This is a genomic window from uncultured Paracoccus sp., assembly GCF_937873615.1.
Classification (GTDB): Bacteria; Pseudomonadota; Alphaproteobacteria; order Rhodobacterales; family Rhodobacteraceae; genus Paracoccus.
Genome location: NZ_CALMYP010000065.1, coordinates 21,525 through 34,782, shown reverse-complemented (window position 1 = coordinate 34,782; position 13,258 = coordinate 21,525). Strand labels below are relative to the sequence as shown.

At 64.6% G+C, this 13,258-nt stretch carries 12 protein-coding genes; 6 read left to right on the top strand and 6 right to left on the bottom strand.

The window, feature by feature from the left end; genetic code table 11:
* The first annotated feature begins 10 nt into the window (after positions 1-10).
* Complete coding sequence (locus Q0330_RS15240; protein WP_299481253.1) at positions 11-1,537, top strand: Ppx/GppA family phosphatase; 1,527 nt, start codon at positions 11-13, stop codon at positions 1,535-1,537.
* Between the two features lie 19 nt (positions 1,538-1,556).
* Here Q0330_RS15240 and Q0330_RS15235 read toward each other — a convergent pair whose 3' ends face one another.
* Positions 1,557-2,486 carry an ABC transporter ATP-binding protein gene (locus tag Q0330_RS15235; RefSeq protein WP_299481250.1) on the bottom strand — a complete coding sequence of 310 codons (930 nt, stop codon included), beginning with the start codon at positions 2,484-2,486 and terminating at the stop codon, positions 1,557-1,559.
* Positions 2,487-2,642: 156 nt separating this feature from the next.
* Between Q0330_RS15235 and Q0330_RS15230 the strand changes: the two genes are divergently transcribed.
* The 4 genes from Q0330_RS15230 (at position 2,643) to Q0330_RS15215 (ending at position 7,598) form a co-directional block, all read left to right on the top strand.
* Positions 2,643-2,816: a zinc-finger domain-containing protein gene (locus Q0330_RS15230; protein WP_299481639.1), complete on the top strand. Its 174-nt coding sequence runs from the start codon at positions 2,643-2,645 to the stop codon at positions 2,814-2,816.
* A gap of 70 nt (positions 2,817-2,886) precedes the next feature.
* Positions 2,887-5,694: a DNA polymerase I gene (gene polA / locus Q0330_RS15225; RefSeq protein WP_299481247.1), complete on the top strand. Its 2,808-nt coding sequence runs from the start codon at positions 2,887-2,889 to the stop codon at positions 5,692-5,694.
* The gene (locus Q0330_RS15220; RefSeq protein WP_299481244.1) at positions 5,694-6,614 is read left to right on the top strand and encodes a cation diffusion facilitator family transporter; all 921 of its coding nucleotides are present in this window, start codon (positions 5,694-5,696) and stop codon (positions 6,612-6,614) included. Before polA ends, Q0330_RS15220 begins: the two co-directional genes overlap by 1 nt.
* 369 nt (positions 6,615-6,983) lie before the next feature.
* Positions 6,984-7,598: a response regulator transcription factor gene (locus Q0330_RS15215; protein WP_299481241.1), complete on the top strand. Its 615-nt coding sequence runs from the start codon at positions 6,984-6,986 to the stop codon at positions 7,596-7,598.
* A gap of 54 nt (positions 7,599-7,652) precedes the next feature.
* Here Q0330_RS15215 and Q0330_RS15210 read toward each other — a convergent pair whose 3' ends face one another.
* Positions 7,653-8,558 (bottom strand): LysR family transcriptional regulator, encoded by a 906-nt coding sequence (locus tag Q0330_RS15210; RefSeq protein WP_299481238.1) that lies wholly within the window; start codon positions 8,556-8,558, stop codon positions 7,653-7,655.
* 107 nt (positions 8,559-8,665) lie between these two features.
* Here Q0330_RS15210 and Q0330_RS15205 point away from each other — a divergent pair, with 107 nt between their 5' ends.
* On the top strand, positions 8,666-9,502 hold the full coding sequence (locus Q0330_RS15205) for a class III extradiol ring-cleavage dioxygenase (RefSeq protein WP_299481235.1): 837 nt from the start codon (positions 8,666-8,668) through the stop codon (positions 9,500-9,502).
* Between the two features lie 129 nt (positions 9,503-9,631).
* Here the strand turns inward: Q0330_RS15205 and Q0330_RS15200 are convergent, their stop codons facing one another.
* Genes Q0330_RS15200 through Q0330_RS15185 form a run of 4 tightly spaced genes read right to left on the bottom strand, consistent with a single transcriptional unit; the run spans position 9,632 to position 13,253 of the window.
* Positions 9,632-10,585: a LysR family transcriptional regulator gene (locus Q0330_RS15200; RefSeq protein ID WP_299481232.1), complete on the bottom strand. Its 954-nt coding sequence runs from the start codon at positions 10,583-10,585 to the stop codon at positions 9,632-9,634.
* Positions 10,582-11,634 carry an ABC transporter ATP-binding protein gene (locus Q0330_RS15195; protein WP_299481229.1) on the bottom strand — a complete coding sequence of 351 codons (1,053 nt, stop codon included), beginning with the start codon at positions 11,632-11,634 and terminating at the stop codon, positions 10,582-10,584. Before Q0330_RS15195 ends, Q0330_RS15200 begins: the two co-directional genes overlap by 4 nt.
* Before the next feature lies 1 nt (position 11,635).
* Complete coding sequence (locus tag Q0330_RS15190) at positions 11,636-12,439, bottom strand: ABC transporter permease (protein WP_299481226.1); 804 nt, start codon at positions 12,437-12,439, stop codon at positions 11,636-11,638.
* On the bottom strand, positions 12,432-13,253 hold the full coding sequence (locus Q0330_RS15185; protein ID WP_299481223.1) for an ABC transporter permease: 822 nt from the start codon (positions 13,251-13,253) through the stop codon (positions 12,432-12,434). The genes Q0330_RS15190 and Q0330_RS15185 overlap by 8 nt, the downstream gene beginning before the upstream one ends.
* Positions 13,254-13,258 lie beyond the last annotated feature (5 nt).

Genomic DNA, 13,258 nt, shown 5'->3' with positions numbered 1-13,258 from the left:
GAGCGATGCGATGAACGGCAAGGCGAAAACCCCGGATCCGTTCGAAGGGCTGTTCGAGGATGCCTCGGCCCGCGCGCTATCCCGGGTGGGGGTGGTCGATGTCGGCTCGAACTCGATCCGTCTGGTGATCTTCGACGGGGCGGCACGCTCGCCCGCCTATTTCTACAATGAAAAGGTCATGGCCGGCCTTGGCAAGGACATGGCCGCGACCGGCAAGCTGAACCCCGAAGGGGTCGAGCGCGGCTTCGATGCGCTGCGCCGCTTCGCCACCATCGCCCAGGGGCTGCGTGTGCGACCGATGACCGTCGTCGCCACCGCCGCCGTGCGCGAGGCCGAGGACGGTCCCGACTTCCGCCGCCGGGTCGAGCATGAGACCGGGCTGAAGCTGAATGTCATCGACGGCGAGGAAGAGGCGCGGCTTTCGGCGCAGGGGGTGCTTCTGGGCTGGCCCGATGCCAGGGGGCTGGTCTGCGATATCGGCGGCAACTCGATGGAGCTGGCCGAACTGGACGGCAAGGGCAAGGTCGGCAGGCGCGTGACCTCGCCTTTGGGGCCGTTCCGGTTGCAACAGGTCAAGGGCGGCGAAAAGGGTCTGCGCGCCCATATCCGCAAGATCATGGCCGAACTGGCCGCGAAGATGGGCACCGATCACGACCGCATCTATCTGGTCGGCGGGTCATGGCGGGCCATTGCCCGGCTGGACATGGAACGCAGCGACTATCCGATGACCGTGCTGCACGAATACCGGATGCCGCCCGAGGCTGTGGCCGAGACGGTGAAATGGATCGGCGAGCACGACCTGCAGGCCCTGCGCGCCCGTGTCGGCATCTCGAATTCGCGGATGGAGCTGGTGCCTTTGGCCGGCATGGTCCTGCGCGAACTGGTCGAGACCTTCAAGCCGAAGGAACTGGCCGTGTCCTCCTATGGAATCCGCGAGGGGCTGCTTTACGAACATATGTCCGCCAGCCTGCGGGCCCGCGATCCGCTGCTGGAATCGGCGCGCTTCACCGAAAAGCAGATGGCCCGCGCCCCCGGTTTCGGCAAGAAGCTTTACCAGTTCCTGCTGCCGCTGTTCGATGGCGTCCCGCCCGGGCGCGACCGGCTGATCCGTGCCGCCTGCCTGCTGCACGACACCGCCTGGCGCACCCACCCGGATTACCGGGCCGAGGCCTGTTTCGACAATGTCACCCGCGCCAATATGGCGGCACTTTCGCATCCCGAACGGGTCTTTCTGGGGGTCGCGCTGCTGCACCGCTATCGCAATTCACGCGCCGGCTCGCCCATGGCGCCCCTGTTCGCGATGCTCTCGGACGAGGAATTGCAGGCCGCCGAGGTGCTGGGCAAGGCGATGCGCTTCGGCGCCATGTTCTCGATCCGCGACCCGTCCGAGGCCGGGGCGCTGAAACTCTCGGCCAAGAAAAAGACGCTGAGCCTGTCGCTGACCCGGACCGGCCGGGCGCTGTTCGGCGAGGTGGCGCTGGCGCGCTTCCAGTCGCTGTGCAAGGCGCTGGAGGTTGAGCCGGTGGTGAAGGGCTAGTGCCGCCTTCCGGCCCCTCTCAGTGCCGGGTCAGTTCCACGAAGACATCTTCCAGCCGGGGCTGCTCGGTGGCGATGTCGCGGATCGGGACGCCGCCGCCGCGCAGCGCGTCGATGATCGCGTCGGGCTGCACGCGCGAGGGCTGATAGGACAGCGCCAGCCGCCCGTTCTCGCGCCGCTCGGGCGTCACGCCTTCGGGCAGGGCGGGCAGGGGGGTGTCGTCGGTCTCGATCACCAGGGTCTTGCCATCGGCGCGCGACAGCAGCGCCGCGGTCGTATCCTCGATCAGCACCTCGCCCCGGTCGATGATGGCGATGCGGTCGCACATCGCCTCGGCTTCTTCGAGGTAATGGGTGGTCAGGATGATGGTCATGCCCTGCTGGTTCAGGCGGCGGACATTCTGCCACAGCATCTCGCGCAGCCCGATATCGACGCCCGCCGTGGGCTCGTCCAGCACCAGCACCTGCGGGCGATGGACAAGCGCCTTGGCCAACAGCAGCCGGCGCTTCATCCCGCCCGAGAGGTTGCGGGTATAGCTTTCGGCCTGCTCGGTCAGCCCGACTAGGGCCAACAACTCATCGGTCCAGCGTTCGGCTTTCGGGACCCCGTAAAGCCCGGCCTGCACCTCAAGGCTGGCGCGGGGCGACAGGAAGGGGTCGATGTTCAATTCCTGCGGCATGACGCCGATGGCGGCGCGCGAATTGCGCGGGTTCACGTCCTGATCGAAGCCCCAGATCACCACTTGCCCGGCGCTTTTGTTGACCAGCCCGGCAAGGATATTGATCGTCGTCGACTTGCCGGCCCCGTTCGGTCCCAGCAGTCCGAAGATCGAGCCCGCCGGAATCGTCAGGTCGATTCCCTTCAGCGCCTCCTTCGGCGGGGCATTGCCAGAGGCGCGATAGGTCTTGCGCAATCCGGTGATCTCGATGGCATTCATGGTCCTGGTCATGGCTGTCCCTTGCCTATTGCGGGGGCTCTCGGCTATTTGGGGTTAGACCCGATCCAGCCCCGACCGACAAGAAGGTCCGCCATGACAGAAGTTGAAATCGTCACCCCTGAGAACTCCCTCTCGACCGGTCAAAGCGTGCCGGACCAGCATCCGCCGCTGGAAACCGAGACCGTGCACCACTGGAAAGTGGCCTGCGCGGGCGATGCGGCGCGCGGCCTCGGCCATCCGAAGGTCTGGCTGCAGATCTCTCCGGCCATGGGCTATGTCGATTGCGGCTATTGCGACAAGCGCTTCGTCATCGACCCCGATCACGTCATCGACGATCACTGAGACGTGACGCCCGGGGCTTTGCCCCGGCGGCTTGCTGTGGCAGAACTTGCGTGACCAAAAGGAGCCGCGCATGTCCACCGCCTTCGGCAAGGGCCACCATCTTCACCTGATCGACGGATCGGCCTTCATCTTCCGCGCCTTCCACGCGCTGCCGCCCCTGACCCGCAAATCCGACGGGCTGCCCATCGGTGCGGTGGCCGGGTTCAGCAACATGCTGTGGAAATATGTGCAGGATGCCAAGGGCAGCGATGCGCCGACCCATGTCGCGGTGATCTTCGATCACAGCTCCAAGACCTTCCGCAACGACATCTACCCGGACTACAAGGCTAACCGCCCGCCCTTGCCCGAGGAATTGAGGCCGCAATTCCCGCTGACGCGGGAGGCCACGCGGGCCTTCAACATCGCCTGTATCGAGATCGAAAGCTACGAGGCCGACGACATCATCGCCACGCTGGCCTGCCATGCGCGCGCGGCCGGCGGGCGGGCGACGATCATCAGTTCGGACAAGGACCTGATGCAACTGGTCGGTGGCGGCGTGGTCATGCTCGACCCGATCAAGGGCAAGGAGATCGGCCCCGACGAGGTCGAGGAGAAATTCGGCGTCGGCCCGGACCGCGTCGTCGATATTCAGGCACTGGCGGGCGATGCGGTCGACAACGTCCCCGGCGCGCCGGGAATCGGGATCAAGACGGCGGCGCTGCTGATCAACGAATATGGCGATCTGGAAAACCTGCTGGCCAATGCCGGCGAGATCAAGCAGCCCAAGCGCCGCCAGACCCTGATCGACTTCGCCGACCAGATCCGCATCTCGAAGCGGCTGGTGCAGCTTGATTGCGAGACGCCGCTGGATTTCACCCTCGACAGTCTCGAAATCGCCGACCCCGACCCCGAGACCCTGCTGGGCTTCCTGACCGGGATGGAGTTCCGCACGCTGTCCAATCGCGTGGCCGAAAAATTCGGCGCCGAGGCCCCCACCATTCCCGACAAGCCCGCAGCCAGCTCGTCGCAGGCCGCCACCGGCCCCGACTGGCCGGAAATCGACATCACCAACTACCAGACTGTCACCACCGAGGCCGATCTGGATGGCTGGATCGCCGCCATCCGCGAGGCGGGCGCCGTCGCCATCGACACCGAGACCACCGGCCTTGACGAGATGGTCGCGGATCTGGTCGGCATCTCGCTTTGCACGGCGGCCGGGATGGCCTGCTATATCCCGGTCGGCCATGTCGCGGGCGGGGGCGACCTGTTCAGTTCCGGCGCGAAGCTGGACGGGCAATTGCCGATGGATCTGGTGCTTGGCAGGCTGAAGCCGGTGCTGGAGGATGCCTCGATCCTGAAGATCGGGCAGAACATCAAATACGACTGGAAGATCCTCGCCCGGCACGGCATTCGCATGACCCCGATCGAGGACACCATGCTGATGTCCTATGCGATGGGCTCGGACCTGTTCAGCCATGGGATGGACGGGCTGGCCGAACGCGTGCTGGGCCACAAGACCCAGCCGATCAAGGATCTGATCGGTTCCGGCAAGTCGCAGATCACCTTCGATCAGGTGCCGCTCGACCGTGCCACGCCCTATGCCGGCGAGGATGCCGAGGTGACCTGGCGGCTGTGGCAGATGCTGCGCCCGCAATTGCCGGTGAATGCGGTGACCACGGCTTACGAGACGCTGGAACGTCCGATGGTGCCGGTTCTGGCCGAAATGGAAATGGCCGGGATCAAGGTCGATACCGAACATCTCGCGCGGATGTCGAATGTCTTCGCCCAGAAAATGGCCGGGCTGGAAGACGAGATCCACGACATCGCCGGATCGAAATTCAATGTCGGCTCGCCCAAGCAACTGGGCGAGATCTTGTTCGACCAGATGGGCCTTGCGGGCGGCAAACAGGGCAAGACCGGGGCCTATTCGACAAGCGCCGACGTGCTGGAAGACCTCGCCGCCGAAGGCCATGACCTGCCGGCCCGGGTGCTGGACTGGCGGCAGATGTCGAAGCTGAAATCGACCTATACCGATGCGCTCCAGACCCATGTGAATGCGGAAACCGGGCGCGTCCATACCTCATACGCGATTGCCGGGGCGCAGACCGGGCGGCTGGCCTCGACCGATCCGAACCTGCAGAACATCCCGATCCGGACCGATGAAGGCCGCCGCATCCGCGAGGCCTTCATCGCTACGCCCGGTCACAGGCTGGTCAGCCTCGATTACAGCCAGATCGAACTGCGCGTGCTGGCCCATGTCGCCGATATTCCGGCGCTGAAACAGGCGTTTCGCGACGGCATCGACATTCACGCCATGACCGCCAGCCAGATGTTCGGGGTGCCGGTCGAAGGCATGGACCCGATGATCCGCCGTCAGGCCAAGGCGATCAATTTCGGGGTGATCTACGGCATTTCGGGCTTCGGCCTTGCCCGCAACCTGCGCATCCCGCGGGCCGAGGCGCAGGCCTTCATCGACACCTATTTCCAGCGTTTCCCGGAAATCCGCGCCTATATGGACCAGACCGTCGAGAATGCGAAGCGCGACGGTTATGTGCGCACCATCTTCGGGCGCCGTATCCCGACGCCCGGCATCAATTCCAGCGGCCCGGCGGCGGGTGGCGCCAAGCGCGCGGCGATCAATGCGCCGATCCAGGGGGCGGCGGCCGATATCATCCGCCGCGCCATGATCCGAATGCCGGATGCGATCGACGGCCTGCCGGCGAAGATGCTGTTGCAGGTCCATGACGAACTGGTCTTCGAGGTGCGGGAAGACGCCACCGACCGCCTGATCGCCGCCGCGCGCGCGGTCATGGAAGGGGCGGCGGAACCCGCCGTGAAACTGTCTGTGCCGCTGGTGGTCGATGCCGGCATCGGCTTGAACTGGGCCGAGGCACACTGATGGCACATGATCACCACCACGACGACCATGACCACGGTCACAGCCATCATCACAGGCTGGACAGCGACCGCGCGATCCTTTGGGCGGTGCTGGTCAATCTGGCGCTGACCGGCGCACAGATCATTGGTGGCTGGTGGGCGGATTCCGTCGCGCTGATTGCCGACGGGGTGCATAATTTCTCGGACGCGATGGCGCTCGTGCTGGCCTTCGGTGCCCGCCGGCTGGCCCGGCGTGGGGCCTCGCCAGGTATGAGCTTCGGCTGGCAGCGCTCTGAAATCATTGCGGCATTCGTGAATTATACCAGCCTGGTCGTGATCTCGGTCTGGCTCGGCTATGAGGCGATCATGCGCCTTTCCGATCCGCCTGCCGTGGCCGGCGGCGTGGTCATGGCGCTTGCCGGGCTGGCCGTGGTGATCGACCTTGCGACGGCGGCGCTTGTCTGGCGCAGCGCGAAGGACAGCCTGAACCTGCGCGCGGCGCTGCTGCATAACCTGACCGATGCCGGGGTTTCGGTCGCGGTGATCGTCGGCGGCGCGCTTGTCTGGGCCTTCGGCTGGATGCGGGTCGATCCGATCCTGACCATCCTGATCTCGGTGGTGATCCTGATCCATGTCGCCGCCGATATCCGCCCGGTCCTGCGCATCCTCATGCTCGGCGCGCCGCCCGGCACCGATGCAGGCAAGGTGAAGGACGCGATGGAGGAACTGCCCGGCGTGATCGAGGCCCATCACCTGCACCTGTGGCAGATCGACGAAAAGCGCAGCTCGGCCGAGATGCATCTGGTCATCGCCGAGGAGGTCGACTTCACCAAGGTCATCGTCAGCGCGAAACATGTGCTGGCCGAGCGTTTCGGCATCGCCCATGCCACCATCGAGGTCGAACGTCAGGACACGGGCTGTGCCGGGATGCCGGCGCATTAACCTCTCTGAGAACGCGTTTTCGTGACTTGCTCAGGGCCGTGGCGTTGCGACTCTCGGTTGCGCCGCAGGTCAGGGCACGATATAGCGCGGCACAACCTAAGGTGGATTTCAGCGGTTCGTGGGTCGCGGTTTACCTTTTCTTAGGTTTATCAGGGGTATGTACCTCGTTCAGCCGGCATTGCATTGACAATTAACCGGATTGCCAACCGGACCACCGCCAAGGTGGCGCCGCCGTAGTGATTTTTCAGTTGCAGATATTTGCTCAATTCAAGGGGAAACGATGGTCAAGCCTGACGAACCGCTGCGCAAGCCCGCGTCATTGTCCGACGGTGCGCGCGCCGGCCAGCCCATCGGATCAAGGAAGTCCAGATGCATGTTCTGATTGCCGATGACCACCATCTGTTGCGGGATACGCTCGAACTGTGGTTCAGGCATGACAAGGTTGAGATAACCACGACCGCCGATATCGAAGCGACCCTTGCCGCACTTGTCGAGGGTGGGCCGCCCGACGTCATCTTGCTCGACTATGGCATGCCGGGTATGAACGGGCTGGAGGGGTTGTCGCGGGTGTTGGACGCAGCAGGCGGCGCGAAAGTTGCGCTGATGTCGGGCTTTGCGCCGCGCGAGGTGGTTCAACAGGCGCTTGATCTGGGCGCGGTGGGGTTCCTGCCGAAATCTCTGCCGGCCAGAACCTTTGTCAATGCCGTCCGTTTCATGGCCATGGGCGAACAATACCTGCCGCTTGAGTTCATGACATCTGCCGAGGAGCCTGCGACCTACCATCCGCTGGTCCAGAAGCTGTCACGGCGAGAGCGCGAGGTGTTGCGCCTTCTGGCCCAGGGGCAGTCGAACAAGGAAATCGCCCGGGTCCTGGGCCTGCAGGAGCCGACGGTCAAACTGCATGTCACTTCGGTCTATCGTAAACTGGGCTCACGCAATCGCGCCCAGGCCGCTGTGATCGCCAAGGAGGCGGGGCTGTTCTGAACAGGAATTGGCCTTCGCTTCTACCCGATCCACTACAACCCGCTGCCGGCCAACTCAGCCCTGAAACAGCGGCGGCGCGCGCTCGATCAACAGGTCGATGAAGGTCCGGACCTTTGCCGAAAGGTATTTCCGACTGGGATAGACGGCGTGAAGGCGGGTCTTCAGGCCCAGCACGTCGGGCAGAACCTGTTCCAGCCGTCCGGCCTTCAGATCGTCTTCAGCCAGAAACCCCGGCAGCAAGACCAGCCCCATGCCGCGCCGCGCCGCGAGATGCAAAAGCGTTTCGTTATCGCTGACCAGCACATTGCGAAAGGCGATCTTCTCGCCGCCCTCATGGCCGCCGGCGAGCAGAGGCACGACCGGATTTGCGCCATTATGATAACGCAGCAGCGCATGGCCGTTCAGTTCCGCGATCTCCCGCGGTCGCCCGGCGCGGTCCAGATAATCTGGTGCCGCCATGAGGTGAAACTCGATCTCCGCGAGCGGTCGAGCGATCAGTCCCGGATCGAGGCTGGCGGGGGCCTTCGCCCGCAAGGCAAGGTCGAACCCCTCCTCGACCAGATTGACGGTTCTGCCGCTCAGATCCAGCTCAACGCTCACATCCGGGTAACGCTGGTTATAGTCCTTCAGAAACGCCACGAAGCCATTGCTCGCCGCCCAGACCGGGGCGCTCAGCCGCAGGGTGCCGCGCGGCGCGCGGGTCACAGTGCCGATCGCCGCCTCGACCTCGTCAAGATCGTCCAGCATCCTGCGGGCCTGCGCGAGATAAAGCGCGCCCGGTTCGGTCAGGCTGACCCTCCGGCTGGTCCGGTTCAGAAGCCGGCTGCCAACGCGGCTTTCCAGATGCATGACATGCTTGCTTGCCATGGCGGGCGAGAGGCCAAGGCGGTTTGCGGCGGCGGTGAAGCTCTTCAACTCGGCGATCTCGCAAAACACCCGCAGGCTGGTCAAGGTATCCATAGATCATCAACTCATGAGAAATGGTTTATCAATCATCCGCATATTGATGCACCCATGCGAAATGAACAAATTCTTCCGCATGACGCACGACAAAATGGAGCGATGCGATGAATCTTCGACTTCCAACCTACTTCCTGAGCCATGGCGGCGGCCCATGGCCCTATATGGATGGTCCCTTCCGCCGTCATTTCGACAAGCTCGAAGCGTCGCTGCTTGAGATGCGCGCCGAGCTTGGCGACAGGCCAAAGGCGGTGCTGGTCATCTCGGGCCATTGGGAGGAGAGGGGCTTTGCCATCTCTTCGGGGGCAAGACCGGGTATGGTCTATGACTATTCCGGCTTTCCCCAGCATCTCTACCATATCACCTATGGCGCGCCCGGATCGCCCGAACTCGCCAAACGGGTGCAGAGCCTGCTCATCGCAGGCGGGATCGACGCCACACTGGACCCCACGCGCGGGTTCGATCATGGCACGTTCAGCCTGATGAAGCCGCTCTATCCAGAGGCGGATATCCCCGTGGTTCAGCTGTCGGTGGATATAAGTTATGACCCGGCGCGGCACCTTGCGCTCGGTCGGGCGCTGGCACCGTTGCGCGATGAAGGCGTCCTGATCATCGGCAGCGGCCTGAGCTATCACAACCTGACCGAGATCCGCGGCACGAGCGGCCATGAGCCGTCCCGGCGTTTCGACGCGTGGCTGCAGGAGGTGCTGGTGCGCGGGCCGATTGAAGTGCGCAGCGCCCGGCTGATCGACTGGGAAACTGCCCCGGCGGCACGGGCGGCGCATCCGCGCGAGGATCACCTGATCCCGCTGATGGCGGTGGTTGGTGCGGCTGAGGATGAGGCGGGCGCGACCGTCTATCACCAGAACGACTTCATGGGCGGAATCACCGCGTCGAGCTTCCGTTTCGGTGCGCCTCCAGGCACCGATGCCCCGCAGCTTTGAGAAAATGAGCCTGCGACCACCAAGGTTTGTCCGCCGGGTTATGGTCGGAAAGGCAGCCCCAGGTTTGGGGCTGCCTTGATAAAGGGCGATCTGCGCTACTGGATCGGATCTCGGATCGCGGCGGGCAGGTTACGGCCAGACGGTGCCTTCTCTCGTGCAATAGCTGGCGATTTCGCGGCGGGTCTCGGTGCTGATGAGACCGAGCAGGCGCTTGTGGCGATCGGTGCGCCACGATGCGATCAGGGGCATGGACGAGAGCGGCTTCTCGACGCCGAGTTGGACCAGTTCCCCCGTAGCCAGTTGTTGTGCCACGGTTACCGTCGGCACGGCGGCGATGCCATCGCCGCGACGTGCCAGCGCAAGGATGGCAAAGAGCGAGTTGCAGGAGATGAAATTCGCCGCCAGTGCCTTTTCGTCCTGAAAATAGGGCGCCAACAACGCGGCCGGCGGCGTGCCCGGTGGAAAGGCGATGATCGGTTCCTGCGCCAGTTCGGCGACACTGTGGACATGTCCACGCCGGATGCGCGAGGGCGCACCGACCCAGGACATCTCGTATTCGCAGGCGGCCCAGGTGCCGATATCGGCACCGATGGCGGGCGCCAGGCCGAAGACCAGATCCAATGTGCCGGCGCAGACGTTTTCCAGCAATTCCTGTGTGCCCTGGATGGTGAGTGCGATGCGCAGGCCGGGAAAGCGGATATGCAGCCGGTCGATCAGTTCCGGCAGCCAGCTTGAGACGGCGGTGTCGATGGCGCCGATGCGGATGATCTCGGGCGTATCGCTGGCGGCATCGCGCAGGGCGCCGTTCAGCTCCTGTAGCTTGGACAGAATTTCGCGGAAGCTGCTGAGGATCATCCGGCCCTCGGTGGTCAACGCAAAGGATCGGGCCGAGCGGTCGATGATCGCGAATCCCAACTGGCTCTCGATCGAGGCGATGCGCGAGGAAACGACCGGCTGCGAGACCCCGAGCGCCCGCGCTGCCTGCCCGAAATGCCGGGTCTGGGCGAGGGTGACGAAGGTGCGCATATCGGCCACGCGCACGCTTTCGACGCCAAGCGGGGCGGGGTGCTGGGCGGCGCTCATTCCGGGCGATCTGTCGGGGCAGGGGGCAGCCAGGCGATGCGGTCGGGATCGACCGCCAGGCGCACCGTTTCGCCGGCGACCAGCCCGGGCCGACCCAGCGACAGCGCCCGCAGCCTATGTCCGTCCAGATCCAGCACATGCCGGGTCCGAGAGCCCATGAAGACCTGTGCCTTCAGCCTGGCCGAGATGCCCTTGCCCCCCGCCGACAGGACCAGATCCTCCTGCCTGATCGCCAGCAATGCCGGACCTTCAGGCATGTTCTCCGGCACAGGCAGATGCTGGCCACCGGGCAGGGTTGCCGTTCCGCGCGGTCCGATTTCTGCAGGGATCAGGTTCGCGGCCCCCAGAAACTCTGCCGCAAAGGCGGTTTGCGGCGCCTCATAGATCTCCTCGGGGGAGCCCGCTTGCGCGACGCGGCCGCCGTCCAGAAGGATGACCCGATCCGACAGCGACAGCGCCTCGTCCTGGTCATGGGTCACGAAAAGCGTGGTCAGGCCCAGCTTGCGATGGATCTCGATCAGTTCAAGCTGCATGTCCTCGCGCAGCCGAGCGTCGAGATTCGACAGGGCTTCATCCAGCAGCAGCACCTTGGGCGTCGAGACGATGGCGCGGGCCAGGGCCACGCGCTGCTGCTGGCCGCCGGACAGCTGCGAGGGCTTGCGATTGGCGAAGGCTGAAAGCTGGACGGTTTCCAGCGCCTCGGCGACCCTGGCGGCCTGTTCCTCGCGATTGCCGATGCCGCGCATGCGCAGCGGGAAGCGGACATTCTCGGCCACGCTCAGATGCGGCAGCAGGGCATAGGACTGGAACATCATCGAGATGTCGCGGGCCTCGGGCGGCAGGGCGGTCACATCCTGCCCGGCAATCTCGACCCGGCCGGCGCTTGCCGTCTCCAGCCCGGCGACGATGCGCAGAAGGGTGGACTTGCCACAGCCGGAGGCGCCCAGCAAGCTGACGAAACTGCCCTTCTCGATCACTGTGTCGATGCCGTGCAGGACCTCGGTTCTGCCGAAGGATTTGCGGATGCCGGTCAGGGTCAGGTCGGCCATGTCAGCCCTCCGAGAAGCGTTTGAGGCCGAGGATCCGGTCGGCCAGCAGAAGCAGCAGCACCGTCACCCCGATCATGATCGAGGACACCGCCGCGACCGAGGGGTCGGGCGAAAATTCGAGCTGGCCATAGACGCGCACCGGCAGCGTGGTCAGGTCCGGCTGGCGCAGGAACAGCGACAGCACCGCCTCGTCGAATGAGATATTGAATGCGAAGAACATTCCCGCCGCGAGGCCCGGCAGACATTGTGGAAGGACCACGAACCATAGCCGCGCCAACCGGCCCGCGCCCATGGTGCGGGCGGCTTCTTCCAGATAGGGATCGGATTCCGACAGGACCGCAAGCGTCGTGCGCAGCACATAGGGGATGCAGATCACGGTATGGCCGATGACCAGCGTCAGGAAGCTGACGGCGCCGAAAGTTGCCGACCAGAACATCAGCATACCGACGGCATAGATGATCGTGGGCAGGATCAGGGGCGACAGGAAAATGGTGGCCAGAATGCCGGCACCGGGAATGGCGCGGCGGTGGATGGCGATGGCCGAGGCACCGCCGAACAGGCTGGCCAGACCGGTCACGATCAGCGCCAGCACCAGCGATTGCCGGAACGAGACCAGGTAACGCGCGTCCCCGAAGACCTGCGCATACCATTTCAGCGAAAGGCCCTGCGGCGGAAAGGCGATGAACTGGCTTTCCGAGACCGAGACGCCCAGCACCACGACGAGCGGCCCCAGAAGCAGCAGCGTCATTCCCGCAAGAAAGATGCCGGCTGCGACCTTGAGCCAGAGCGGAACCTCCCTAACCATGCCGGCGCCCCTGCGAGACGATATAAGGGGCCATCACCAGCAGGATCCCGACCAGCAGGATCACCGATTGGGCGGCGGCAAAGTTCCAGTCCAGCGTCTGTGTCACCGCGCGATAGATCGAGGCGGCCAGCATCTGCACCCGCGTGCCCCCGAGCAGGTTCGGGGTCACGAAAGAGCTGGCCGAAAGCGTGAAGCACAGGACCGCCCCGACCGCGATGCCCGGCATGGACAGGGGCAGCACGACATGACGGAGCGCGCCAAGGAAGCTGCAACCCATGGTCCGCGCCGCTTCCTCCAACCGCTGATCCAGCCGCGCCAGCACACCGAGGATGGACAGCACCATGAAGGGCATCAGCACCTGCACCATGCCCAGCACGATGGCGGTCTCGGTGCGCATCAGCTGAAAGCTGCGCCCGGCAAGGCCGAGATCGCGGAGCATTTCGGGCAGGATGCCATTGCGCGACAGGATCACCATCCAGCCGAAGGTGCGCACCACGACAGAGGTCATCAATGGCAGGATCACGATGATCAGCAGAAGCGTGCGCAGCCGCGGTCTGGCGCGAGCCATGATATAGGCGAAGGGAAAGCCCAGCACGGCACAGATCAGCGTGATCAGCAGCGACAGGCGGACCGTTCGCCAGAGGACGCCGAGATAGAAGGGATCGCCTAGGAAGCGGGCGAAATGTGCGCCGGTCAGCCCATCCTCGCCCTGCACCGACAGCGCCAGCATGCGGAAGATGGGCAGGATGAAGGCCAGTGCCAGCAATGCGAGGCCCGGCGCGAGCAGCAGAAGGTTTTCGCGTCTGTCGGTCATGCCGG